We start from the raw sequence: 23,229 nt of genomic DNA on the forward strand, positions 1-23,229 counted from the left end.
GACCTTGCCCGCTTCCCCGGTCATGAACAGGGCGGGATCGAGCTCTCGAGGTCGTTGCGGCTTGAAGCCTGCGAGTTTCGCAGGTCGAAATTTTCCGCCAGAGCCACGAAGGTCTCCAGTTCCGATGTCTTGAGATAAGTCGAAATCAGCATTTCGCCGGTGTCGGCCGCATCGAGCTTGCAGCCGGTGACGTCGATCGACAGGGATCCGCCAATCGTTTGCTGACGAGACTGGGGCATGGCCAGATACTTGGCCTGCAGTGCTCGCAATTCAGCTACCTGTTTTGCCGGGATCCGATACACAGTCACCACGTTTTCCGGTGCCTCCGTACGCACTTCAGCTGCCTGTTCGCCGGTTGTGGTCCTTTGCAGCTCGATCCGCTTTTCCTGGACAACGCGCCCCGTTTCCTTGTCGGACAGGACAACATGAACCGTTGCGGCTCCATCCGGAACCTTCATTCTGTCGGGATGACGGACCGCGAGGCGGAAGAGGTCCGGGTCGGTCGTGGCGGGATTGAACCGGTCGAGTGGGGCCGCAAAGGACGATGCGGTGCCAAAGGCCATCAGAAAAAGAGCAATAAGAAGGGTTCTCGCGCGCACCCGAGGGTTCGCGCCGCAAGACGACAAAACAGACATGTGGAGTGGCTCCAATTTAAGTTGCAGCGATTAATTATCGTAAAACAATAAAAAATAAAAGCAAAAATATATGGTGCGCACACGGCATCAGGCCTTTGGCTGGTCGCAACCAAAGGGGAAATTGGGAATTCCAGCTGAAAACCTTGTGTTTTGAATGTCCTGCAGGCGGTGACCGGGCGTGTCAGCGTTCCGGCATCGACCAGTCGTCCGGCTGCTTCTTGCGTTCGCGCAGCCTGAGGGCAAGACCGATTGAAACGCCAACGCCGATGGCGACGGTCAGATCGATCAGGACCGTCAGGATCAGCGTGGTCAATAGCAACATGCGGTCGGCCATCGGGGCGCTCAGATAGGACTTCCACTTGTGCGGTTCGCTCATGCTCCAGGCTGTGAGAACCAGCAAGGCCGCCATGGCGGGCAAGGCAAGGTATCCGGCCAGGGGGGCGGCAACCAGCATGATCAGCAATATGGCAAGCGCATGCACCAGCCCGGATACCGGCGTCTTGCCACCGGCACGGACGTTTGTGGCCGTGCGGGCAATGGCACCGGTGGCCGGAAGGCCGCCAAAAAGGGCAGACGCGATATTGGCGGTTCCCTGTGCCAGCATCTCGGCGTTGGGGCGGTGGCTTCCTTCGATCATCCTGTCAGCCACCATCGCGGACAGAAGTGATTCCACGCCGGCAAGGAACGCGATCACGATGGCGGAGGGAAACAGCTCCACGACCCGCTCGACAGTGACGCTCGGCAGCGCCGGAAGTGGCAGTGTGTTGGGCAGGGCACCGAAGCGCGAGGCTATGGTCTCTACCGGCAGGGTGGCCAGAACGACAGCCAGCGAGGCCAGTGACACGGCAACGATCAGCCCCGGAAAGGCCGGAGCCATCCGGCGCAGGGTGACGATCATCACCAGCGTGACCAGGGCAAGTCCGCTGGCGGCCAGCGAGGCGGTGTCACGTGCCTCCCAGAGAACGGGAAGTTTTTCCAGAAAGTCCGCCGGTACCTCGGAGATCTGAAGGCCGAAGAAATCCTTGATCTGGCTGGAGGCGATGATGATCGCGATGCCGATGGTGAACCCGTTGACCACGGCTTCCGGCACATAGCGGATCAGCCTGCCGATCCGGAAATACCCGCCGATCAATAGCAGTATGCCTGCCATGAAGGTTGCCAGCACCAGCCCGTCGTACCCGTGATCGGCAATGACGCCGTAAACCACCACGATGAAAGCGCCGGTCGGCCCGCCAATCTGCACCCGGCTGCCGCCAAGAAGCGAGATGAAGAACCCACCGACAATCGCCGTCACCAGCCCTTTCGCAGGATCGGCCCCCGAAGCAATGGCGATCGCCAGGCTGAGCGGCAAGGCAACCATGGCAACGGTGATCCCGGCGACGAGGTCGGCACGGAAGAGCGGCAGGGAATAATCCTGCAATGTGGTAACGATCTTGGGGAGCCGCATGAAGGCACCGGAGAAGCAGTAAGGAAGGATGTGGACACAGTCTTCCGCACTGCACGTCCAAAATCAACTGTTTGTTGAAACGGGCATCCCGCGGCGCTTGGTCACGGGATACTTCTACCTGGAAACAGCAGTTTTGAGGGCATCTTGAAACACAACCCAGGAGAGCGGCCAGGGTGTGTTCTAGCCGACCCAGCAAGTCGCGAAGAAGCCGTTCTTCTCCTGGTCCTTGCCGATGGATCGACGGGTCTTGAAGCCGATCAGGCCATCGGCGCCTCCCACGTCATGCCCCAGCCCCTCAAGCCTCTGCTGAAGGTTCCGTACCGCGCCTCTGGTTGTTTCCTTCATCGGTTTCCAGTCGCCGACAAAACCGCTGTTGTTGCCGTACCTGTCCGCCAGGTGACCGACGAAGAGCGCATAGGTGTCGCTCTCGTTGTAGTCCTTGATGACGTAGAAGTTTTCCGTGGCAATGAAGGCTGGGCCGTAGCGGCCGGCAGGCAGCAGGATGTTCCCCGGCCGGTTGACCTCGTTGGCCGGAAAAGGCTTGCCGCTGACGCGCTTGACGCCTTCACGCACGAAGTCGGAAATCTTCTGGCGGTTGTCCGGACCTTCCCGCGTACATGAGACGTTGTCGGGAAGATGGACTTCATATCCCCAGTCGCGGTCAGCTACCCAGCCATGTGCCGAGAGATAATGGGCAATGGAGGCCATCGTGTCGATGTCGGAGGTCCAGATGTTGCGCTTGCCGTCACCGTCGAAATCGACCGCATACTTCCAGAAGGAAGACGGCAGGAATTGTGGTTGACCCATGGCTCCACCCCAGGAACTTTTCATGCCCTGCCTGGATACATCGCCATTTTGCAGGATCTTCAATCCGGCGATCAATTCGCCTTTGAAGAAGTCCGGCCTTTGGCCCATGAAGGCCTGCGTCGCCAGAACGCGGATCGCGTCATAGGGGATCTTGGCCCCGCCATAGCCCGATTCCCTTGCCCAGATGGCCAGGATGATCCGGCTGGGTACGCCGTATTTCGCTTCGATCCGCGACAGCACGGCCGCGTGTTTCTGCATCAGCGATCGCCCGCGCGGCACAAGGGCGTTGAATTGGCTGTCCCGGAAGTAGCGGCTTGGGGAACCGAACTCGGCCTGAAAGTTGATCTTGGGCGGCGTGCCCTTGCCGCCCGGCCCGACCAGCCCCGGCAGGGAGGTGTCGGGTGTCAGACCTTTCAGTTCCCGGTCGAGAGTTGCCTGGGAGATGCCTTGCTGGCGCGCCGCCGGAGCAACTTCTGAAGACAGGAACTGCCGGAATTGGGCATCATACTGGCCCGCGTTGGCGGGCAGGAATGTAACGGCGAGGCAGCTCAGGGTCGCAAGAACAAGCTTCGGCAAACGGCAGATCACATCGGGCTCCCGGATCACGACAGGTCGGGGCAGCCTAACATGTTCCGGGTCTTCCTCCGACCGTGCTTAAAGGACTGTCCAAGCCAAATTGCGCCCGGCCTGGCTCATCAGCCAGGATTTCTCGAAGCGGTACCAGCTGCCGCCGCGTCTCTGGTCGTGATGGCGGGAAATCGGTGCGGCCATCAGATGGCACATCAGCAAGGTGCCGACGGCGCCATGGCCGACGAACAGGACCGGGTCTTCCTCGGGAATGTGGCGCAGGGCACTTTTGACACCATTGACGATCCGGTCCTGGGCGTCGATCGCACGTTCCCAGCCGCGAACGGAATGATGCGGATCGGCAAAGAAAAGATCTGCGGTCCGCTCGAACTCTTCTGGTGGCAGAAAGCCGGTCGCACTCCGGTCATTCTCGTGCAGGAACGGAAGCGACCGCTGAAAGACGCGGAGGCGGCCGGAGAAGACCTGCGCGGTATCAAGCGCCTTCTTTTCGGCACTGGAGATTACCTGTCGGATGTCCTTGGCAAACGGCAGGACGGTGGCTTTCGCCGCACGCTCCCGGCCCGTATCCGACAGGCCCCACTCGGGAACAGGAACGTCCGGATCGATCAGGACTTCCGGATGGGTCAGGTAAGCGCACCAGGTCATCAGAGCGTTCCGTCGAGCCAGCCCATGATCAGTTCAAAGGCGATGGAAATCGAAGGCGGTATCTTGTGACCCTCGGGATGCGTATCGGCCAGCATTTGCCGCACTTCGTCCCGGCCGCACCACTTGCAGGCTTCAAGCTCGTCGTCCTCGATGGCGATGTCGAAGGAGGTCGCCTTGCCGATACAGCCGAGCATGAGGTTCGCCGGAAACGGCCAGGGCTGGTTGGCAATCAGACGGACGTCGCCAACAATGATCCCGCTTTCCTCCAGCGTTTCGCGCCGCACGGCCTGCTCGATTGTTTCTCCCGGTTCCATGAAGCCGGCAAGAGTGGTGTAAATGCCCTCCGGAAGTCGGGCCGGGCGGCCCAGCAGGGCCTTGTCTCCGCTCTCGTCGGTAATCAGCATGATCACACAGGGGTCTGTGCGCGGAAAATGCTGGCCGCCGCAGGATGGGCAATCCCGACGGTATCCGGCTTCGGACAGATGGCTTTTCTCGCCGCAGCGCGAGCAGAACTGATGCGTGCGATGCCAGTGGATCAGGGCGCGGGCCTGGGCAAGTGCGCCCATGTCCTGCGGTGCAAATGCGTTCTGCAGGGCAAGGGTGCGCAAGTCGATAAGCTGAAGGTCCGTGCGATCCGCAAGGTCTTCATCTGTCGCGGGCAAGGCCGTTGCGAACAGGGCCTCGCCGTTTTCCGGGCGCAGTCCCAGGAAAATCATCTCCTCCCGCACGGCCCCGAGCGAAAGGGCGACCTCCAGACGATGCCCGACGGCAAGGTTTTCGCCCGCGGCAAAGACCAATGTCCGGTCCGTCGACAGCACGATGCGCGTATCGGGCTTTTCCAGAAGACTTGCCAGATAGGCGGTATCGCCACGCCGTGTCGATTGCCGGTCAAGCGTGTTGCCGAGGAAACTCATTTCCATGGCCAGGGAACCGGCGGGGTTGGCGTTCATGTCAAAGTCCTTGGAAGAGAAAGGGGCGGGAGGTCAATAGATGCTGGTTCTTCACGTAGTGCATTTTCCAGCTTGGAGAAACCGCTTCCTGCCGATGCCGCCGATCACATCTGAATGCAGATTGAAACAGCTACGAGGCAGGATGTTGGACCGGTCCGGCAATCAGTCGTCGTCACCGGCAAGGGTATCCCGCAACTTCTCGATCAGGGTTTCCACCCTGTCGTGGGAATACTCCTGCGCCGGAACCGCACCCCAGACCGGCCCGGGCCAGGCCGGATCGTCCCGGTAACGGGCGATCACATGGACATGCAGTTGGGACACCTGATTGCCGAGAGCGCCGACATTCAGCTTCTCGCAGTCGGTCACTTCGCGCAGCACCCGGCTGGCCAGGGCGATTTCTCGCATCAACTGCATCTGGTCGGCCTCCTCCAGATCGATGATCTCGACGAGGTCTGACTGGCGCGGAATGAGCAGCAGCCAGGGATAGTTGGCATCTTTCAGCAGACGGACGGTGCACAGCGTCAGATCGCTGACGAAGTAGCTGTCGCCTTCGAGACGGGCATTGAGGGCAAAGGATGACATGAAACACTCCGGGCAGAATTTCCCGAAGGCTACACGCTTCGTGGCGGGTTTGGGAGTGTGATTTCCCGGCGAACAAAAAACCGTGTTGCCCTCTTGCCAAACCCCATCCTTCTTCTGATATAAGGCCCTCGGGAGGTTGGTGGTGGACGAGCCACTCGCCAACCGGGTCAGGTCCGGAAGGAAGCAGCCCTAACGAGCCTCGGCACGGGTCGCCGTGCCAGCCTCCCACCCTATCCAAAGCATCAGCTTTACCAAAAAGCACCGCCGGTTTTCCGCGGTGCTTTTTTGTTTTTAAGGCTCGGGCTCTCCGCATCTCAAATCGACAAGTTGACTTACCTGGTACATTGGTACCATGATAACAACATGGAAAAATCAGTTGAGCGCGTTCAAACCGGTGTGCGCCTGGAAAAACGGTTGCTGAAGGTCCTGAAAGGGCTCGCCGAACATCTGGACATCAGTCTTGGCGACCTGATCGAGGGCATGGCGCTGCATGCTTTTGAGAACAAGCCGCCGTTTTCGAAGGAGACACTGGACAAGATCCGGCAACTCAAGAGCGTTTACGACCTCGATCTGAGCGCGGCCGACAGCCACAAACTGAAGGACGAGACAAATGCCGGAGCTTAGGGATTACGCGCAGCTTTCCGATCGCTTCGAAGCTGGCCAGCTGGATGCAAAAGGCTTCAGCCACGTGGACCATATCGGCGTTGCCTGCCGGATGCTGCAGAAGTACGAGTTTCTGGAAGCGGCTTGCCGATATGGCAACGCCTTGCGTGGCCTTGCCTCCAGAGCAGGCGTGCCGGAGAAATACAACACCACCATCACCCTGGCCTTCCTGGGCATCCTGTCGGAGCGGATGGCCGAGACGCCGCATGAAACCTTCGGCGAATTTCTTGCCAAGAACCCGGATCTCAGCTCAAGGGCGTTGATGGCAACGTGGTATTCGGACGCGCGGCTTGGGTCGCCAGGCGCAAGGCAACGGTTTTTGTTGCCGGACAGATATCAGGGTTGAGGAAATCGGATAACTACCGCGGTTTCCTGCTCAGGCGCTTGGCGTTTGCGCGGACACGCTTCGCATAGGGCCGTGTGCCCTTTGCCGCGATTGATTGCCCACCCAGCCAGTACCGCTGAAACGACGTCATTCCATCACGTAGAAGCGCCCTGTTCATGGCAAGCGCGCTTTCCGTCGCAGCTGCAGCCTTTTCGCTTATCATCCGATGAAGCTCCGGATTGGTCCAGGCCGTGCCCGCCGCAAGGTTTGCGGTCCAGTTCTGGCAGCGCAGGGCGATGACGACAGGCGCCTGGAACCAGAGGCTGAACAGGTCGTGCGAGAGTTTTCCAGACATATCGTCTCCCTGATGAAAACCGGCTGAAAATAACGGCCGGCAGTTACTCAATGCGTGGCTTGGGCAAAGGGTTCCCTGAAGGTATTGCGGCCCGGGGCAGTCCGACGCACAAAAACTTTCAAAAGCCCGTCCCACTTTTCGAAAAAATGGTTATGGTGCGGCTCATGGATGAGACAGGCTTTTCCGAAAGTGACGGCGGGCAGACGCCGGGGTTGATGGCGGATCAGGGCGCGGTGAAACCGGCGACCGACGATGGTGCTTACCGCGTTCTTGCGCGCAAGTACCGGCCGAAGACGTTTGAGGATCTGGTCGGCCAGGAGCCGATGGTGCAGACGCTGGAAAATGCGTTTGAAACCGGGCGGATTGCGCAGGCCTGGATGCTGACCGGGGTGCGCGGTGTCGGCAAGACCACCACCGCCCGCATCCTCGCGCGGGGCCTCAATTACGAAGTGCCGGGCGTTGCCGACAAGCCGACGGTGAAGCTCACCCAGGAAGGCACGCACTGCAAGGCCATCATGGAAGGCCGCCATGTCGACGTCATCGAGATGGACGCCGCCTCCCACACCGGCATCAACGACATTCGCGAAATCATCGATGCGGCCCGCTACCGCCCGGCAACGGCGCGCTACAAGGTCTACATCATCGACGAAGTGCACATGCTTTCGAACGCCGCCTTCAACGGTCTGCTGAAGACCCTGGAAGAGCCGCCGGAGCACGTGAAGTTCATCTTCGCGACGACGGAGATCCGCAAGGTGCCGATCACGGTCCTGTCGCGCTGCCAGCGTTTCGACCTGCGCCGGATCGAACAATCCAAGCTGATCGGTCTGCTGCGCCGGATCTCCGATGCCGAGGGCATCCAGATTTCCGACGAAGCCCTGATGCTGATTGCCCGTGCGGGGGAGGGATCGGCGCGCGATTCCCTGTCCCTGCTCGATCAGGCCATGGCCCATGGCGCCGGCGCCATCGAGGCGGAAAACCTGCGTCAGATGCTGGGTCTTGCGGACCGTGCCCGGGTGATTGACCTCTTCGGCCACATCATGGCCGGCCGGATCGAGGACGCCCTGGGCGAACTGCAGGCGCAATATGAGGTCGGTGCGGATCCGGCCATCGTGCTGACGGACCTGGCGGACTTCACGCATCTTGTCACGCGCATGAAGGTTGCGCCGAAATCGGCTGACGAAGCGTCGGTAACCGAAGCTGAACGGGCGCGCGGCCGTGAGTTTGCAGAGCAGATTTCTGTTCGGCTTCTGTCCCGCGCCTGGCAGATCCTCTTGAAGGGTGTCCAGGAAGTTCAGGCCGCGTCCAAGCCACTGGCCGCTGCGGACATGGTGTTGGTGCGCCTTGCCTATGCCGCGGACCTGCCGGATCCGGGCGACCTGATGGCACAGATCAAGAATGGCCAGAACCCGTTTGGCGGTGCGGCACCATCTGGTGGTGGCGGAGCACCTGCCGGTGGTGGCGGTGGTACATCCGCCATGGCTGTCGGCATGAACTACGCGCCCGGCAGTTCGGGCGGTGGCCCGACCATGCAGGCAAGCGCCCGTCCTCAGCTCTCGGCCATCCAGGGTGGCAGGCCTGCGCCTCAGGGAGTGCCGCAAGCCGCGCCCGAACCGCAGGCTCAGCCGGCGTATAATCTCAAGAGCCTCTACGATTGCGCCGCCCTTGCTTCCGAGAAGGGCGACATTCCGTTCAAGGTCAAGATCCAGCGTCTCATGCGTCTGGTGAAATTCGAACCCGGCAAGATCGAGATCCAGCCGACGGACGACGCCCCGGCCGATATCGCCGGCGAGTTCGGCCGCAAACTGACCGAATGGACCGGACAGCGCTGGTTTGTCGTGGTTTCCCGCACTCAGGGACGCCCGACCATCCACGAGGAGCAGGAGGCCAACCAGCAGCAACTCCTGTCCGACGCGAAGTCGCACCCAACCGTTGCTGCCCTGCTGGCGCAGTTCCCGGGTGCCCGTGTTGTCGACGTGAAGGTTCAGGTTACCGAAGAAGACGACGCTGCTCTGGCCGACCCGATGGTCAGCGATCCGCTCCTGAGCGAAGCGCTCGGGGATGACGAAGACGATTGATCCGCGCTTCTTGTTCTTCTAAATGCAGTTCCCAGATAGGTAAGGTCGCGGAAATCCGCGCCATGTGAGGGTTTGGAAGGAGTCGTTCCATGGATTTCCTCAAGATGATGAAACAGGCCAAGCAAATGCAGGAGCAGATGGGCTCGCTGCAGGAGCAGATCGTTGAGATCGAGGCCGAAGGCTCGGCCGGTGGCGGCCTGGTCACCGTACGTCTCAACGGCAAGAGCGATCTGAAGTCGCTGTCGATCGATCCGTCTCTTCTGAAGGAAGAGGAAAAGGAGATCCTCGAGGATCTGCTGATTGCCGCCCACACCGAAGCCCGTGCCAAGGTCGAGCAGGCAATTCAGGAAAAGACCCAGGAACTGATGGGTGGTCTGGGCCTGCCCGCCGGCATGAAACTGCCGTTCTGATACCAACTGAAGTGCGTGGCGGCTGTAAGAGCCTCGCGCCATGCCTCGTAAGCCGGCCTCTTGGTTGCTTCCTGGAAATCAGGGGAGCGATCCGGCCGGTTTGACGCAGCAGGTCTTTCAGGTGGTCGTCAACGCGCGCTGAAGAGAAAACCATGGCACAGAAAAGTGTGGCAGGACCGGAAATCGAACGGCTGATCCAGCTCCTGGCGAAATTGCCGGGGCTTGGCCCGCGTTCGGCGCGCCGTGCCGCGCTGCATCTGATCAAGAAAAAGGATCAGCTGCTGGTACCGCTGGCGGACGCCATGGGCATTGCGGTTCGCGAAATCGGCATCTGCTCGACTTGTGGCACTGTCGATACGTCCGATCCCTGTACCATCTGTTCAGATCCGAAACGCGATCAGAGTGTTCTGGTGGTGGTCGAGGATGTTGCCGATCTTTGGGCGCTGGAACGTGCCGGTGCGGTCAATGCCCGGTATCACGTCCTGGGCGGTACCCTGTCGCCTCTCGACGGCGTCGGCCCGGAGGATCTCAATCTCGCCTCGCTGATCGACCGTTGCGGGTCGGAAGGCTTTTCGGAAGTCATTCTGGCGATCAACGCCACCGTCGAGGGGCAGACAACGGCCCACTACATCATGGACCAGCTGTCCCATCTTGAGGTCAATGTCACCCGCCTCGCCCATGGGGTGCCCGTCGGCGGCGAACTGGACTATCTGGACGAAGGCACGCTGGCGCAGGCGCTGCGCGCCCGGACGCGGTTCTAGAAACACGCTGGAAACCAGGCACCTGGCACACTGCCGAAACCGACAGCCTCACTTCTCATACAAAAACGCGGCGCAAAACAGATCGCCGGGAAACCGGAAGATCTCTCGGCTTGATGTAAAACCAGCTGTCTCGCCCATCGCCAACCAGTTTTCCGGGGTTTCGGGAAAGTCGTGCGTGCTGATGTGTTCCCAGAGGTGGTCGTATTCGGCGTCGGTTAGTGAACGAAACCGGTGGCGCAGTTCTTTCTGCCAGCGGCGTGTATAATCGGCTCGTGTTTCGCCGGGTAGGCACACAGGCTCCGCGCAGACGAAGACGCCGCCCGGCTTGAGCGCGTTGCGGATCGCTGACAGCATTTCCTGTTTTTGCGTGCGCTGAAGATGATGGATGGAATAACCGCACCATATGAAGTTGGCGCTGGCCGGACGGCTCACGATGCCTTCCACCATGTCCTCTTCGGCAAGTTCCACATCATACGGCACGTCCTTCATCACCCGGGCGGCACATTGCAGTGCCGGGCGTGACAGGTCGAGGCCCTCATAGGTCGCAACCTTGCTATCCTGAAGCACCGTCTGCGCAAGACTGGCGTCGCCGCAGGCCAGATCCAGAAAAGCGAAAGGCCTGTCAAAACGTCTGCCGATCTCGTCGCGCAAGAGCTGGCCGATTTCCCGGTGGTGCATTTCGTTGGCACGCACCAGCTTGTGATAGCTGTTCCACTCGAACTGGAACATTTTCAGGGCTTCGGGTGCCAGCCCCTTGGTGATGTCGGTGTCGGGGGCGAAATGAAGATGCAGCATCGTGCGGTCCGAACCTGGGGTGTAAAGTACCGGCAACGAACAACCGTTTGACAAACTCTAGTTTCAGAAGCGGGCATTCACAACATTAAGTTTAGTTTTCGGGCAGCTATCGTCTGCGGGCTTGCACATGATCGGCGCTGCACTTATGTCGAGGCGGTCGTTCACGAGAAATTTGAAGGTGTCATGTTCCAAGCTGCTTCCCGCGCCATGTCCGAGGTGTTCGAACCGCCGTTCCGGGCAATTTTCTGGAAGATGCTTGGCTTTACACTTGGCGTGCTGGTTGTCATCTGGATCGCCCTTCAGGGCGTGATCGCGGCCTTCGTCGCGCTGCCCTATGCCTGGATGGACACGGCAATTTCCGTTCTGACGGGCATTGGTGCAATTTTCGTACTCGGCTTCCTGATTGCGCCTATTTCAGCGCTTTTTGCCGGCCTCTTTCAGGACGAGATCGCGGATATCGTCGACAAGAAGGACTATCCGCACGACCAGCCGGGCCGCGCACTGCCGCTGTCGCAGTCGATCGTGCAGACAATTAAGTTCACCGGCGTCGTGATTTTAGGCAACTTGTTTGCCCTGGTGCTGCTGCTTGTGCCCGGTGTCAATCTGGTCGCCTTCTTCATCGTGAACGGTTACCTGCTCGGCCGGGAATTCTTCGAATTCGCCGCCATGCGGTTTCTTCCGGCGGCCGAGGCGAAGGCATTCCGCAAGGCACGGGGCGGAACCGTTTTTCTCGGTGGTCTCATCATCGCCGGCTTGCTTGCCGTGCCGATTCTCAACCTGGTGACGCCGATCTTTGCGACCATTTTCATGCTGCATCTTTTCAAGCTGCTGGCAGCGCAGCGACAGAATGTGGCGCGCGCCTGAAGACTGTCTCGCTCTTGCGGGGCGGGAGACGGCACCCTGCAATTGAGGCTGCCAGGATGGCGCCACGTCACCCGACACTTGCATATCCCATGGCAATCTGACCAAGTGCCCCTCCGAACCGGAGGAGCACATGCAGGAATTGCTGACGGAAATCGCGGAAGCCGCTGCGGCCAATCCCGACAAAGGCAATGTCGCGACCTATATTCCCGAACTGGCAGGCATCGATCCCAACCAGTTCGGCATAGCCGTCGCCCTGGCCGATGGCAGGGTATTCACAGCCGGCAATGCCGATGTGCCGTTCTCCATCCAGTCCGTCTCCAAGATTTTTGCCCTTGCTCTGGCGCTCGGCCGGGTCGGAGATCAGCTCTGGTACAGGGTTGGGCGCGAACCCTCCGGGCTGTCCTTCGATTCGATCCTGCTTCTGGAGCGGGAAGACGGCATTCCCCGCAATCCGTTCATCAATGCTGGGGCGCTGGTGACGACGGATACCTATCTGGCCGGATCAACGCCACGGGAAGCTCTGGGCGAACTGCTGCGCTTTATTCGCGCCGCCTGCGACGACGACAGCATCCACATGAACGAGAAGGTCGCGAAGTCGGAACTCGCCACCGGACACCGCAATTTCTCCCTTGCCCATTATCTGGCGTCCTACGGCAATCTGCGGGCTTCCGTCGACAAGGTGCTTGGCACCTACTGCCATCAATGCGCCATTGAGATGTCCTGCCGGCAGCTTGCGCTTGCCGGCCGTTTTCTGGTGGATGCGCCCCGGATGCCAGGCCTTGTTTCGATCGAGCGCCGGAGGCGGATCAATGCCCTCATGATGACTTGTGGCCATTACGACGGTTCGGGCGATTTCGCCTTTCGTGTCGGCATGCCGGGCAAAAGTGGTGTCGGCGGCGGCATTCTCGTGATTTCGCCAAGCCGGGCGTCTATCGCCGTCTGGTCGCCGGGGCTCAACAAGTACGGCAATTCCAAGCTGGGCACGGAAGCAATGGAGCATTTTGCTCACAAAACCGGCTGGTCGGTGTTCGGCGTTCCCCACGGGGGCGAAGGGGCTCACGTTTAGGTCACTTTCTGTCACCGGATGAATTTAAACGATATAGAAGTAGTTTCCTTGCAATTAGGCCTATAGGATATTTTGACCTTTTGAAGCGTTGGCGCTATTACGCACCTAGACAACGCTTTGATTTGCTTACGTTTGCGTAAACGTAAACTGGGGTGAGGTGAGTTGAGGTTGGGTCGTTTGGCCAGGAGGCTGCGCCGGTTCGTCCGGGGTCGGAACCAGGTTCAAACGGGTCATCTTAAGCGCATTTCGCTCTAGCGTCGTACGGGAGAGGAATTCCATGTCGAACGCCGATCTGCGGGGCAACCGCCCGCTGTCGCCCCATCTTCAGATTTACAAGCCCATTCTGACGATGGTCATGTCGATTCTGCACCGCATCACTGGCGCGGCGCTCTATTTCGGCACTGTCCTGCTGGCCTGGTGGCTGATCGCCGCTGCGGCGGGCCCCAGCTACTTCGATTTCGTCAACGGCATCTACGGCTCGATCATCGGCCGTCTGATCCTGTTCGGCTTCACCTGGGCGCTTGTGCATCACATGCTCGGCGGCCTGCGCCACTTCATCTGGGACATGGGTGCGGGCTTCGGCAAGGAAGCGCGCGAGTGGCTCGCCAAGGCGACCATCATCGGGTCCGTTGCCGTCACGCTGATCCTCTGGATCATCGGCTACGCGGTTCGCTAAGGAGAGTGTCATGACAGATATGCGCACACCCCTGAACAAGGTACGCGGCCTTGGATCTGCCAAGGAAGGCACCGATCACTTCTGGAAGCAGCGTCTGACCGCTGTCGCCAACGTGTTCCTGATCTCGTTCTTCGTGATCCTGGTGATCGCGATGCAGGGCTCCTCCCACGGCGACGTGGTCGAGACCCTCAAGAACCCGCTCGTTTCGATCATCCTGCTCCTGGTTATCCTCTCCGGCGTCTATCACATGAAGCTCGGCATGCAGGTGATCATCGAAGACTATGTGCATGGCGAAGGCATCAAGTTCCTCACGTTGATGGCGAACACCTTCTTCTGCGCCTTTATCGGTTTCGGCTGCGTCTTCGCAGTGCTCAAGATTGGCTTTGGAGGCTGACCCGAATGGCCAAGACCTATGAATTTGTCGACCACACCTATGATGTGGTGGTCGTCGGCGCCGGTGGCGCAGGCCTTCGGGCCACGCTCGGCATGGCCGAGCAGGGCCTGAGAACGGCCTGCATCACCAAGGTGTTCCCGACCCGCTCCCACACCGTTGCTGCCCAGGGCGGCATTGCCGCGTCGCTCAAGAACATGACGCCGGACTGCTGGGAATGGCACATGTACGACACGGTGAAGGGATCCGACTGGCTCGGTGACACCGACGCCATGGAATACCTGGCCCGTGAAGCGCCAAAGGCGGTCTACGAACTGGAACACTATGGTGTGCCGTTCTCGCGAACCGAAGACGGCCGCATCTATCAGCGCCCGTTCGGCGGTCACATGCAGAACTACGGCGAAGGTCCCCCCGTGCAGCGCACTTGCGCTGCAGCCGACCGGACCGGACACGCCATCCTGCACACGCTGTACGGCCAGTCCCTGCGCAACAATGCCGAATTCTACATCGAGTATTTCGCACTAGACCTGATCATGTCCGAAGACGGCGTGTGCCAGGGCGTGATCGCGTGGAACCTCGATGACGGCACCATGCACCGCTTTGCCGCCAAGATGGTGGTTCTGGCGACCGGCGGTTACGGCCGCGCCTTCTTCTCGGCAACCTCCGCCCACACCTGCACCGGTGATGGTGGCGGCATGGTGGCCCGTGCAGGCCTGCCGCTTCAGGACATGGAATTCGTCCAGTTCCACCCGACCGGCATCTACGGCTCCGGCTGCCTGATCACCGAAGGGGCACGCGGCGAAGGCGGTTATCTGGTCAACTCCGAGGGCGAACGCTTCATGGAGCGCTACGCACCGTCGGCCAAGGACCTTGCCTCCCGTGACGTGGTCTCGCGCTGCATGACCATGGAAATCCGTGAAGGCCGCGGCGTCGGCAAGGACAAGGACCACATCTTCCTGCACCTGGATCACCTCGATCCGGCTCTGCTGGCCGAACGTCTGCCGGGCATTTCCGAAAGCGCCCGCATCTTCGCCGGCGTGGATGTGACCAAGGATCCGATCCCGGTCCTGCCGACCGTTCACTACAACATGGGCGGCATTCCGACCAACTACTGGGGCGAAGTGCTGAACGCGGACGGCAACAACCCGAACCGCATCCAGGAAGGCCTGATGGCCGTCGGTGAAGCCGGCTGTGCATCGGTTCACGGTGCCAACCGTCTCGGCTCCAATTCGCTGATCGACCTTGTGGTCTTCGGCCGCGCGGCGGCGATCAAGGCTGGTGAGGTCGTCGATCCGAAATCGGCCGTGCCGGCGCCGAGCGAAGCTTCCTGTGAAAAGATCATGGACCGCTTCGACAAGCTGCGGAACGCTTCCGGTTCCATCCCGACCGCCGATCTTCGCGACAAGATGCAGCGCGCCATGCAGGAAGACGCCGCCGTCTTCCGGACCCAGGAAAGCCTGGAGCAGGGCTGCAAGCGTCTGACCGAGATCTGGGGCGAAATGAAGGACCTCAAGGTCTCCGACCGTTCGCTGATCTGGAACTCCGATCTGGTGGAAACACTGGAGCTGGAGAACCTGATGGCCAACGCCATCACCACGGTCTACGGCGCGGAAGCCCGCAAGGAAAGCCGCGGCGCCCATGCCCGCGAGGACTACAAGGACGGTCCGTTTGCCGGCCGTGATGACGAGAACTGGCGCAAGCACACGCTCTCGTGGGTCGACGAAGCCGGCAACGTCAAGCTGGACTACCGTCCGGTGGTGCTCGATCCGCTGACCACCCTTGAAGAGGGTGGCATCGATCCGAAGAAGATCGCGCCGAAAGCGCGCGTCTACTAAGGAGACGGCACGGTGAGCCAGGTGGCAACCCTTTTGGACACGAGAAGTCCGTTCGGCACATATCCCGCCGAGCGGATGGTCCGGGCTGCCTGGCGTCTTGCCGACCGGCACGACCTTTCCAAGGGCCTGCGCAAGCGTATCCGCTCCCTGGTGGCGCGGTTCTTCAAGGGCCCTTACGATCTGGAAGCCGACGGTCTGAAGTTCCGGATCTATCCGGGTGAAAACTATGACGACCGCAAGATCCTGGCCAAGGGCCGCCTGCCGGAGCGCGAAGAGCACAAGCTGATCGAACCGCATCTGGGCAAGGGCAAGGTGTTTGTCGATATCGGCGCCAACATCGGTTCCTATTCGATCTTTGCCGCCGGTCTCGGCGCGGAGGTTGTTGCGATCGAGGCCAACCCGCAGACGGCAACGAAGCTCGGTTTCAACGTACGTGCAAACGACCTGGACACCGTGACGGTGGTCAATTCAGCCGTTGGCCCGCGCGACGATACGCTGCCGCTGTGGCAGGAACCGAGCAACTGCGGCTTTGCCACCTTCGTGAAGGACCTGACCACCGGCGAATGGGCTGGCGACTGGACACCGACCTTCGTGAAGGTTCGTCCGCTGACGGCCATAGCCGACGATCAGGGCCTCACCCGGATCGATGTTTTGAAAGTTGATGTGGAAGGCTTCGAGGACCGTGTGGTCCTGCCTTTCCTGAGGCACGCGGACCGGAGCCTCTGGCCCCGCGTGATCCTGCTTGAAACCAATTGCCGGCCCTACTGGACCGAGGATTGCCTGAGTGAACTGGCAAACCGCGGCTACGGGGTAACCGGCCAGACGAATGACAACATGGTCTTTGAGCTCTCTGCCTGAGCGAAAGACGATTTGGCCCTGGACGCGAAACCAAGGGCCCAACGCGGAGCAGTAACGAGATGGTTCAGCTGACGCTTCCCCGGAACTCCCAGGTGACGGAAGGCAAGGTGTGGGACAAGCCGGAAGGCGCCACCAACCTGCGTGAATACCGCATCTATCGCTGGAACCCGGACGATGGCCGCCACCCGCGCGTCGATACCTATTTCATCAATGCGGACGATTGCGGGCCGATGGTGCTCGACGGCCTCATCTACATCAAGAACAAGATCGATCCGACACTGACCTTCCGCCGGTCCTGCCGCGAAGGTATCTGCGGGTCCTGCGCGATGAACATCGACGGCACCAATACTCTGGCCTGCACCAAGGGCATGGACGAGATTGCCGGCGACGTCGTCAAGATTTACCCGCTGCCGCACATGCCGGTGGTCAAGGACCTTGTGCCGGATCTGACCAATTTCTATGCCCAGCACCGCTCGATCGAGCCGTGGTTGAAGACAGTATCGCCAGCCCCGGAAAAGGAATGGCGCCAGTCGCATGAAGACCGGGTGAAGCTTGATGGCCTGTATGAATGCATTCTGTGCGCCTGCTGCTCCACCTCCTGCCCAAGTTACTGGTGGAACGGCGACCGCTATCTCGGCCCGGCCGTCCTTCTGCAGGCCTATCGCTGGCTGATCGACAGCCGTGACGAGGCCACCGGCGAGCGTCTGGACAATCTGGAAGATCCGTTCCGCCTCTATCGCTGCCACACCATCATGAACTGCTCGCAAGCCTGCCCGAAGGGTCTGAACCCGGCGAAGGCCATTGCCGAGATCAAGAAGATGATGGTCGAACGCCGGGTTTGATTGACCGGTCAGATTTGTTCTGCGATTTGGCCGCCCTCGGGCGGCCATTTCTTTGGGAGGACATGGTCCATGGATCCGCAAATTGTATCTGAAATTCAAGCTCGGCTGAAAGAGCTGGAGACTCGGGAGCGGATCACCATTCCGCTGGCCATCGAAAGCGGCAGCAGGGCATGGGGGTTTCCTTCAGCCGACAGTGACTATGACTGCCGCTTTGTCTACGTCCGCACAGTCGAGAAGACGGTGACACTGTTTCCGGTGCGCGACGTCATCGAGGAGCCGCTGACACCGGTCTTCGACATAAACGGCTGGGACCTGGCGAAGGCCCTGCGGCTCATGTATGTAGGCAATGCGGTGATTGTGGAGTGGTTGAAGTCGGTATTCGCCTATCAACTGCACGAACCTTTTCGCGACGCCGCGCTTGACCTAGCAGATGTCGTGTGTGACCGCAGACTAATCTGCAAGCACTACTATCATCTCGCCAAAGCACAGATCCATAGGCAGAATTTTTTCCAAGGCGATGTATCCCTGAAGAAGACGCTCTATTGCCTCAGGCCGCTCGCAGCGCTCATGTGGTTAAGTCACCATCCCGAGCGCGCGGTCGCACCGATGAATTTTCAGGATCTACGTCAGAACGCCGGTTTCCCCGATGTCGTTTCCCGCGAGATCGACATCTTGCTGGAACGCAAAGCGTTGAGTTCCGAAATGGGCTCCGAAAGGTTGAACCCTGTATTGTCTGGGTTCATTCTCGATACTTTCGACGGTTTCCAGTCCTTTGCCAACGCAGGCGAGCCCTGTGCGGTGCATCAGGGCCGAATAGATGATTTCTGGCGGCATTGGTCTGCCGAGCTTAGTCCTCGCTAGAGTGCAAGACCGGCTAGCCCTGAAAACTCACACCTTCGCCCGGCACACCAGAAGCGAGCTGTTGCACCAGCCCCTGAACCCGGGAACACGACCAAGCGTGCGGGTAAGGGCGATTTCAGCGGGTTTCAGCGGACCCCATTCGAAGGTCTTGCCGCGCAGGTGGTGGAACAGTTTCCCGTGGCGGTTGGTTTCCTCGTACCAGGGGCTGAGCATCGGCAGATAGGGCAGGCACGAGAGATAGCCGATGCCGTGCACCGACTCGATCGTGACCGCGCGGCCGATGATCTCCGACCATTCGTTCAAGGTCATGCGGACCTGGTGCTCGGCGTAGTGCAGGTGGCCCAGCTTCAGCCGGTCGAGGCGGTAAAGCTGCGGAACCACGGCTAGGATCAGTCCACCCGGCGCAATGACCTCACCACATTGACGCATCACGGACTCGATCGCCGGCCCACGACCTGGCAGATGCTCCAGCACGTCCAGAAGGGCGATCACATCCGGCTGCCAGGGCAGGTCGTCGCGGTGTTCGGAAAGACGGGTGGCGTCCAGCACGATGTCCGGTTCGAACGCCGCTTCATAATCGGCACCGCAATAGTCGAAATCCAGGCCGGTGTCGGCGAGATATTCTTTCGAAATCGAGGTCGAGCAACCAATATCGAGAATACGCGGCGGCCGACCAAGGTCTTGTGCCCAGTCCCGGATGGTGCGGGCGACAATGTCGAACTTCACCGTTCCGTACAGGTTCCTCTGGGCGTTCGCGAGCTTCTTGACCAGATACTGCGAATGGACCGTAACTTCGGATTGCTCATCATCCGCTAGGTCTGGTCTCTCTGTTCGATCCAGAGTTTGGTGCACACTGCCTCTCCTTCTGTCGCCAAGCGGTGAATGCCGGGTTCGTAGGTGTAGGTGGTCAGGTCGGCCATCAGCACGATCAGTTCGCCGAGGATCAGCTCGACCACTTCATCGGCAACGCTGCCGGAGCCGGGAATGAAATTGGCCGGGTAGCCGTCGTTGACGAGGCAGATCTGCTTGTCCGCCCCCTGTTGGCCGGGAAGCTGGAAAGCCTTGATTGACGGATGAATGTCGCAGGCTGGCGACTGTTCCAGAAAATCGACGTCGATTTCGATACGCCGGGAACTGGCGCTCGCCACCAGGCAGCCGTTGCGAAGCTGCTGCAGCACGTCCCGGGTTATCGACAAGCGCCCTGCCGCCCCGACAACCAGGTCGCATTGCTCGAGATCCGCGGGATGAAGGGTCGCCGGATAACCTGACAACCTTGCTTCTGCGATTTTCAGCGGGTCGACATCGATCAGCGAGACGATGACATCCAGCCGGCGCAGGGCCTTGGCCACGCCGAACCCGATCCAGCCCGCTCCGAAGACAGCAGCGCGCCGGCCGGCCAGGGAGTTGCCGAGATCGCGCATGAGCCCATCCAGGCACCGGGCAATGGTCTCGCCGCAACGTACCGCTTCCAGGCGCTTCAGCTCGCTGTCGGCACAGTGGAGCACAGGCACCCGCAGCCGTGTCTGCCCGGCCCGCCAGACGCCTTGCTTGGTGATCTCCACCACGCCTTCGACAAGGTGCAGCTGATCTTGAAACCGCTCGTGCAGCAATTCGACGGCATAACCGCCGACTTCCTGAATGACGAGCTTCTGGTCGGAGGCCCGGCAGGCATCCAGGCTCTTCTGCAAGGCGTTGGCCAGGACCTCTTTGAATTCTGGCTCGGTCTTCGGGCACTGGACCTTGTCGCCGTATACGGCCTGCCATTTCAGACGTGTCACATCACTGCCGGAGGAATACGGGATGCCGATGATTGCATCGAAATCCATGACTCCTTCCAGCGCATCGATCATGCGCCTTGTGTCGTCAAACAGATGCGCCACCAGCAGATACCGGTGCGCTTCACTCTTGAAGAGATCGAGCCGCTTGACCAGCGCCGGCAGATAGTCCGCACGTCGGGCATAGGCGGGCGCGGCCGCGGTAGATATGTCGCTTAATGGATGCATTGTTAGTTATTCCGAGGGTTCTGCCATTCTGGCACTGCGCCGCCGGTACGCACAAGTGCGAGTTGTGAAATAGACAGGAAAAATGAGGCAGCAATCCAACAACTTTTGAGCCACTGCACAGGAACTGCACAAACAATACTGAAAAGCCGCTCGGCCACGCCCTTTTGTGTCCTGTTCTGTCTTCAATGATCGCCCTGTTGACCGGGTGCCCGCCTGACGGGACATCCTTCTGGCAGAGGGTTGATTTGCATGACAAGCGATACTGAAAACGACACCGTTGAACAACCGCAGGAGCGACCTCAATTTTCGCAGCCCCGCTCACCCCGTGAACAGCCGGTGCGCCGAACGTCTTTTCTTGGGTCTCCGGCAGTCAAGTTCGTGATCATCGGAGTGTTGACCGTGATGCTGCTGGTGCCGAGCCTGTTCGTCTGGGTGCTGGTGGAAGAACGTGCCGAAAGGGCCCGGGATGTCGCTCAGGACATCGCCCGGTCGTGGGGTGGCGTCCAGGAGATCAACGGACCGTATCTGGTTGTTCCGTTCAGCGAGACCTTCACTGTTTCCACCGGAGAAAACGCCAAGACCGAAATTCGCTGGCACACTGCCATCCTGTTTCCGGAAAAGCTGGATGTGAGTGGCGACATTTCCGTTCAGGAGCGCAGGAAATCGATCTATTCGCTGCCCGTCTATCATGGCAGCGTGACATTGAAGGGCCGGTTCGCCGCAACGTCGTCCGAAAACTTTCAGCCGCAGTTCGGTGGGCAAATCGACATTGCCGGGGACAAGGCGGTTCTTGTGGTGGGCATCGGCGACATCGCAGCGCTGAAAAGCGAGGTCGCACTGGTCCTGAACGACAGTGGTTCCGTGCCGTTCGAGCCTGGGCTCGGGCCGCTGACAATGGAGCCGATACGGCGGTCTGTTGCCACGATCAACGCGTCCGGTATTAACGCACCTGTCGCTGCGGGTTTGTGGCGAAACGGGTTTTCTTTCGACATCCCGATGCAGCTGAACGGCTCCACCGCTTTCTACGTTGCCCCGGCCGGTCAAACAACCAGCGTATCCCTTCAATCCGACTGGCCGCATCCCGGCTTCACCGGCGCATTCCTGCCGGAAGCCCGAGAAATCGGCGATGCCGGTTTCAACGCATCCTGGACCATCCCCTATCTTGCCCGCGGCATTCCAAAACTGGTGCTCGGCCCGCAAATGCCGTTGCAAAACAAGGTTCTGGGAGTGCAGTTCGTTGAACCCGTCAATTTCTATCAGACCATTTCCAGGTCGTTGAAATACGCAGTCTGCTTCATCAGCCTGACCTTCCTGGCGGTCTTCGTTCTGGAAATGCGCTCCGGATGGCGGGTCCATTGGATCCAGTATGGCCTGGTCGGACTGTCCCTGATCGTCTTCTACGTCATGCTGCTCGCCTTTGCAGAGCACGTTGGCTACGGCTTGGCCTATCTTGTGGCCGCTGCCGCCGCGACGCTGCTGAATGCGCTCTATATCGGGACTTCGCTCAAGAGCCGTCTTGCCGGAAGCGTGATGCTTGCGGTCCTGGCTGCGATATTCGGCGTGCTTTATGCGCTCATGCAGGAGCAGGACTACGCGCTCCTGATCGGTTCGATGATCGGGTTCCTGTCACTTGCCGTTACCATGTTTGCCACCCAGCGGATCGACTGGTCCGGGCAACAACAGGTCGGCACGAGGCCGCAAGCCGAAGCGGTCTGACGGTCATTCTGTCATTCCGGTATGTCGCCAATCCGGTCGGCGGTGTGGCTTCGCTGCGCCGCCGATTTTGCTTGGCATTTGCTGGTTGAGCGCATCGCAGCTCTAAAACGAGGCTTGCAATTTCCCCTTGAATGTTCTTATTTTGTTCTATTGAGGTGAGTGGGAGGACGTGATGTCCATTCTTGATCATATCGGTTTTGCGGTCAGCGATTTTCCGGCGTCTCGTGCGTTCTACGAAAAGGCCCTGGCGCCACTTGACATCAAGGTGTTGATGGAAGTCACCGCTGAAATGACGGGTGGACCCGCCTATTGCGGTTTCGGCAAGGACAAGCCGGACTTCTGGATTGGTGAAGGCAAAGCCCCTGGAACACCGGTGCATGTCGCCTTTGCTGCTTCGAACCGGGCGCTCGTTGATGCCTTCTACGAGGCTGCGATCGCAGCCGGCGGCAAGGACAACGGCGCACCGGGCCTGCGGCCGCAGTATCATGAAAATTACTACGGTGCTTTCGTACTCGACCCGGATGGTCTGAATATCGAGGCGGTCTGTCACCTGCCTGAATAAGTCTTTGTTTCCTGATTTCAATTTGGAGAAAAAAATGCACAAGAGCCGGCTGGGAGATCTGGTGATCGACTGTGAAGGTGGCGATATCGACCGCCATGCGGAATTCTGGGCTGGTGCGCTCGGGCGCACTGTTGAAGCTGAGCCGAAAAATCCACGCTATCGCCGCCTGATCGGCACGGAAGATGAAATCGGCATCCTGCTCCAGTCGGTCGAGCATCCCTCCCGCGTGCACCTGGATATCGAAACCGACGATCCGGAAAAGGAAGTTGCCCGGCTTGAAGGTCTGGGCGCGACCATCGTTCAGAAACTGGACGGCTGGACAGTGATGCAGGCAACCAGCGGTCACCGGTTCTGCGTCGTCAAACCGCAACTCGCCGGATTTGAGGAGGCCGCCAAGGCCTGGGAGGCCTGAGAATGGCCTGATCAGTCATGGCTTTGGCTGCCCGAAATGAGGGGCCTCACGCCAGGCTCACGGGCATGTGCTGGTTTGGCGAGCGGAGTTGAGTTTGTCTCAGCC

At 60.0% G+C, this 23,229-nt stretch carries 26 protein-coding genes and 1 other RNA gene; 17 read left to right on the forward strand and 10 right to left on the reverse strand.

Translation table 11 applies throughout. From position 1 onward, the window contains the following. Positions 1–20: 20 nt before the first annotated feature. The 6 genes from J7447_RS17075 to J7447_RS17100 form a co-directional block, all read right to left on the reverse strand. A complete protein-coding gene (locus tag J7447_RS17075; protein ID WP_209170358.1) occupies positions 21–635 on the reverse strand; it encodes a hypothetical protein in 615 nt (204 codons plus the stop codon). A gap of 181 nt (positions 636–816) precedes the next feature. Then, the gene (locus J7447_RS17080; protein WP_022999052.1) at positions 817–2,082 is read right to left on the reverse strand and encodes a SulP family inorganic anion transporter; all 1,266 of its coding nucleotides are present in this window, start codon (positions 2,080–2,082) and stop codon (positions 817–819) included. Between the two features lie 180 nt (positions 2,083–2,262). Continuing rightward, complete coding sequence (locus J7447_RS17085; protein ID WP_031268687.1) at positions 2,263–3,477, reverse strand: lytic murein transglycosylase; 1,215 nt, start codon at positions 3,475–3,477, stop codon at positions 2,263–2,265. Positions 3,478–3,543: 66 nt separating this feature from the next. Next, the gene (locus J7447_RS17090; protein WP_209170359.1) at positions 3,544–4,122 is read right to left on the reverse strand and encodes a histidine phosphatase family protein; all 579 of its coding nucleotides are present in this window, start codon (positions 4,120–4,122) and stop codon (positions 3,544–3,546) included. Further along, positions 4,122–5,072, reverse strand: coding sequence for an NAD(+) diphosphatase (gene nudC, locus J7447_RS17095; protein WP_168686514.1), 951 nt, complete (start codon positions 5,070–5,072; stop codon positions 4,122–4,124). Before nudC ends, J7447_RS17090 begins: the two co-directional genes overlap by 1 nt. Positions 5,073–5,234: 162 nt before the next feature. Continuing rightward, entirely contained in the window at positions 5,235–5,654 is a 420-nt protein-coding gene (locus tag J7447_RS17100; protein ID WP_022999048.1) for an HIT family protein, read from the reverse strand. A gap of 131 nt (positions 5,655–5,785) precedes the next feature. Here J7447_RS17100 and ffs point away from each other — a divergent pair. From ffs to J7447_RS17115, 3 genes are all read left to right on the forward strand, one after another. Further along, positions 5,786–5,883: signal recognition particle sRNA small type (ffs, locus tag J7447_RS17105), an RNA gene on the forward strand. 134 nt (positions 5,884–6,017) lie between these two features. Beyond that, positions 6,018–6,278, forward strand: coding sequence for a hypothetical protein (locus J7447_RS17110; RefSeq protein WP_022999047.1), 261 nt, complete (start codon positions 6,018–6,020; stop codon positions 6,276–6,278). After that, positions 6,265–6,663, forward strand: a complete 399-nt coding sequence (locus J7447_RS17115; protein WP_209170361.1) for a hypothetical protein — start codon at positions 6,265–6,267, stop codon at positions 6,661–6,663. Before J7447_RS17110 ends, J7447_RS17115 begins: the two co-directional genes overlap by 14 nt. Before the next feature lie 13 nt (positions 6,664–6,676). On the opposite strand, the gene J7447_RS17120 is transcribed toward J7447_RS17115, so the two are convergent. After that, the gene (locus J7447_RS17120) at positions 6,677–6,997 is read right to left on the reverse strand and encodes a hypothetical protein (protein ID WP_209170363.1); all 321 of its coding nucleotides are present in this window, start codon (positions 6,995–6,997) and stop codon (positions 6,677–6,679) included. Between the two features lie 215 nt (positions 6,998–7,212). On the opposite strand from J7447_RS17120, the gene J7447_RS17125 reads away from it, so the two are divergent. The 3 genes from J7447_RS17125 to recR all read left to right on the forward strand — a co-directional run bounded on the left by J7447_RS17125 (position 7,213) and on the right by recR (position 10,243). Further along, a complete protein-coding gene (locus J7447_RS17125) occupies positions 7,213–9,072 on the forward strand; it encodes a DNA polymerase III subunit gamma/tau (RefSeq protein WP_209170663.1) in 1,860 nt (619 codons plus the stop codon). 89 nt (positions 9,073–9,161) lie between these two features. Beyond that, positions 9,162–9,482, forward strand: coding sequence for a YbaB/EbfC family nucleoid-associated protein (locus J7447_RS17130; RefSeq protein WP_006935456.1), 321 nt, complete (start codon positions 9,162–9,164; stop codon positions 9,480–9,482). A gap of 152 nt (positions 9,483–9,634) precedes the next feature. Further along, positions 9,635–10,243 (forward strand): recombination mediator RecR, encoded by a 609-nt coding sequence (gene recR / locus J7447_RS17135; RefSeq protein ID WP_209170365.1) that lies wholly within the window; start codon positions 9,635–9,637, stop codon positions 10,241–10,243. Positions 10,244–10,291: 48 nt separating this feature from the next. Here the strand turns inward: recR and J7447_RS17140 are convergent, their stop codons facing one another. Further along, positions 10,292–11,038 carry a class I SAM-dependent methyltransferase gene (locus tag J7447_RS17140; protein WP_209170367.1) on the reverse strand — a complete coding sequence of 249 codons (747 nt, stop codon included), beginning with the start codon at positions 11,036–11,038 and terminating at the stop codon, positions 10,292–10,294. 183 nt (positions 11,039–11,221) lie between these two features. Between J7447_RS17140 and J7447_RS17145 the strand changes: the two genes are divergently transcribed. The 8 genes from J7447_RS17145 to J7447_RS17180 all read left to right on the forward strand — a co-directional run bounded on the left by J7447_RS17145 (position 11,222) and on the right by J7447_RS17180 (position 18,431). After that, positions 11,222–11,902: a sulfate transporter family protein gene (locus J7447_RS17145; RefSeq protein ID WP_022999041.1), complete on the forward strand. Its 681-nt coding sequence runs from the start codon at positions 11,222–11,224 to the stop codon at positions 11,900–11,902. Between the two features lie 130 nt (positions 11,903–12,032). Continuing rightward, on the forward strand, positions 12,033–12,968 hold the full coding sequence (locus J7447_RS17150) for a glutaminase (RefSeq protein ID WP_022999040.1): 936 nt from the start codon (positions 12,033–12,035) through the stop codon (positions 12,966–12,968). A 277-nt stretch (positions 12,969–13,245) separates the two neighbouring features. Further along, a complete protein-coding gene (sdhC, locus tag J7447_RS17155) occupies positions 13,246–13,644 on the forward strand; it encodes a succinate dehydrogenase, cytochrome b556 subunit (protein WP_055657171.1) in 399 nt (132 codons plus the stop codon). A 10-nt stretch (positions 13,645–13,654) separates the two neighbouring features. Next, the gene (sdhD, locus tag J7447_RS17160; RefSeq protein ID WP_022999038.1) at positions 13,655–14,038 is read left to right on the forward strand and encodes a succinate dehydrogenase, hydrophobic membrane anchor protein; all 384 of its coding nucleotides are present in this window, start codon (positions 13,655–13,657) and stop codon (positions 14,036–14,038) included. Between the two features lie 5 nt (positions 14,039–14,043). After that, on the forward strand, positions 14,044–15,870 hold the full coding sequence (gene sdhA, locus J7447_RS17165) for a succinate dehydrogenase flavoprotein subunit (protein ID WP_055657173.1): 1,827 nt from the start codon (positions 14,044–14,046) through the stop codon (positions 15,868–15,870). A 12-nt stretch (positions 15,871–15,882) separates the two neighbouring features. Continuing rightward, the gene (locus tag J7447_RS17170) at positions 15,883–16,728 is read left to right on the forward strand and encodes an FkbM family methyltransferase (RefSeq protein ID WP_031268686.1); all 846 of its coding nucleotides are present in this window, start codon (positions 15,883–15,885) and stop codon (positions 16,726–16,728) included. Between the two features lie 59 nt (positions 16,729–16,787). Next, positions 16,788–17,570 (forward strand): succinate dehydrogenase iron-sulfur subunit, encoded by a 783-nt coding sequence (locus J7447_RS17175; protein WP_209170381.1) that lies wholly within the window; start codon positions 16,788–16,790, stop codon positions 17,568–17,570. 69 nt (positions 17,571–17,639) lie between these two features. Beyond that, a complete protein-coding gene (locus J7447_RS17180; protein WP_209170383.1) occupies positions 17,640–18,431 on the forward strand; it encodes a nucleotidyltransferase domain-containing protein in 792 nt (263 codons plus the stop codon). Between the two features lie 27 nt (positions 18,432–18,458). Here J7447_RS17180 and J7447_RS17185 read toward each other — a convergent pair whose 3' ends face one another. Continuing rightward, positions 18,459–19,283, reverse strand: a complete 825-nt coding sequence (locus J7447_RS17185; protein WP_208997790.1) for a methyltransferase domain-containing protein — start codon at positions 19,281–19,283, stop codon at positions 18,459–18,461. Next, a complete protein-coding gene (locus J7447_RS17190) occupies positions 19,244–20,434 on the reverse strand; it encodes a hypothetical protein (RefSeq protein WP_209170384.1) in 1,191 nt (396 codons plus the stop codon). Before J7447_RS17190 ends, J7447_RS17185 begins: the two co-directional genes overlap by 40 nt. Positions 20,435–20,683: 249 nt before the next feature. On the opposite strand from J7447_RS17190, the gene creD reads away from it, so the two are divergent. The 3 genes from creD (at position 20,684) to J7447_RS17205 (ending at position 23,124) form a co-directional block, all read left to right on the forward strand. Further along, positions 20,684–22,150: a cell envelope integrity protein CreD gene (gene creD / locus J7447_RS17195; protein ID WP_209170385.1), complete on the forward strand. Its 1,467-nt coding sequence runs from the start codon at positions 20,684–20,686 to the stop codon at positions 22,148–22,150. Between the two features lie 178 nt (positions 22,151–22,328). Then, positions 22,329–22,712: a VOC family protein gene (locus J7447_RS17200; RefSeq protein WP_209170664.1), complete on the forward strand. Its 384-nt coding sequence runs from the start codon at positions 22,329–22,331 to the stop codon at positions 22,710–22,712. A gap of 34 nt (positions 22,713–22,746) precedes the next feature. Further along, a complete protein-coding gene (locus J7447_RS17205) occupies positions 22,747–23,124 on the forward strand; it encodes a VOC family protein (RefSeq protein WP_075281688.1) in 378 nt (125 codons plus the stop codon). Positions 23,125–23,229: the final 105 nt, after the last annotated feature.

The sequence above is a fragment of the Labrenzia sp. R5_0 genome (assembly GCF_017743835.1).
Lineage (GTDB): Bacteria > Pseudomonadota > Alphaproteobacteria > Rhizobiales > Stappiaceae > Roseibium > Roseibium algicola.

Bases quoted from the DNA above. Each gene is read 5' to 3' on its own strand.
- J7447_RS17075 (WP_209170358.1), bottom strand. From the start codon at position 635: ATGTCTGTTTTGTCGTCTTGCGGCGCGAACCCTCGGGTGCGCGCGAGA.
- J7447_RS17080 (WP_022999052.1), bottom strand. From the start codon at position 2,082: ATGCGGCTCCCCAAGATCGTTACCACATTGCAGGATTATTCCCTGCCG.
- J7447_RS17090 (WP_209170359.1), bottom strand. From the start codon at position 4,122: ATGACCTGGTGCGCTTACCTGACCCATCCGGAAGTCCTGATCGATCCG.
- nudC (WP_168686514.1), bottom strand. From the start codon at position 5,072: ATGAACGCCAACCCCGCCGGTTCCCTGGCCATGGAAATGAGTTTCCTC.
- J7447_RS17100 (WP_022999048.1), bottom strand. From the start codon at position 5,654: ATGTCATCCTTTGCCCTCAATGCCCGTCTCGAAGGCGACAGCTACTTC.
- J7447_RS17110 (WP_022999047.1), top strand. From the start codon at position 6,018: ATGGAAAAATCAGTTGAGCGCGTTCAAACCGGTGTGCGCCTGGAAAAA.
- J7447_RS17115 (WP_209170361.1), top strand. From the start codon at position 6,265: ATGCCGGAGCTTAGGGATTACGCGCAGCTTTCCGATCGCTTCGAAGCT.
- J7447_RS17120 (WP_209170363.1), bottom strand. From the start codon at position 6,997: ATGTCTGGAAAACTCTCGCACGACCTGTTCAGCCTCTGGTTCCAGGCG.
- J7447_RS17125 (WP_209170663.1), top strand. From the start codon at position 7,213: ATGGCGGATCAGGGCGCGGTGAAACCGGCGACCGACGATGGTGCTTAC.
- J7447_RS17130 (WP_006935456.1), top strand. From the start codon at position 9,162: ATGGATTTCCTCAAGATGATGAAACAGGCCAAGCAAATGCAGGAGCAG.
- recR (WP_209170365.1), top strand. From the start codon at position 9,635: ATGGCACAGAAAAGTGTGGCAGGACCGGAAATCGAACGGCTGATCCAG.
- J7447_RS17140 (WP_209170367.1), bottom strand. From the start codon at position 11,038: ATGCTGCATCTTCATTTCGCCCCCGACACCGACATCACCAAGGGGCTG.
- J7447_RS17145 (WP_022999041.1), top strand. From the start codon at position 11,222: ATGTTCCAAGCTGCTTCCCGCGCCATGTCCGAGGTGTTCGAACCGCCG.
- J7447_RS17150 (WP_022999040.1), top strand. From the start codon at position 12,033: ATGCAGGAATTGCTGACGGAAATCGCGGAAGCCGCTGCGGCCAATCCC.
- sdhC (WP_055657171.1), top strand. From the start codon at position 13,246: ATGTCGAACGCCGATCTGCGGGGCAACCGCCCGCTGTCGCCCCATCTT.
- sdhD (WP_022999038.1), top strand. From the start codon at position 13,655: ATGACAGATATGCGCACACCCCTGAACAAGGTACGCGGCCTTGGATCT.
- sdhA (WP_055657173.1), top strand. From the start codon at position 14,044: ATGGCCAAGACCTATGAATTTGTCGACCACACCTATGATGTGGTGGTC.
- J7447_RS17175 (WP_209170381.1), top strand. From the start codon at position 16,788: ATGGTTCAGCTGACGCTTCCCCGGAACTCCCAGGTGACGGAAGGCAAG.
- J7447_RS17180 (WP_209170383.1), top strand. From the start codon at position 17,640: ATGGATCCGCAAATTGTATCTGAAATTCAAGCTCGGCTGAAAGAGCTG.
- J7447_RS17190 (WP_209170384.1), bottom strand. From the start codon at position 20,434: ATGCATCCATTAAGCGACATATCTACCGCGGCCGCGCCCGCCTATGCC.
- creD (WP_209170385.1), top strand. From the start codon at position 20,684: ATGACAAGCGATACTGAAAACGACACCGTTGAACAACCGCAGGAGCGA.
- J7447_RS17205 (WP_075281688.1), top strand. From the start codon at position 22,747: ATGCACAAGAGCCGGCTGGGAGATCTGGTGATCGACTGTGAAGGTGGC.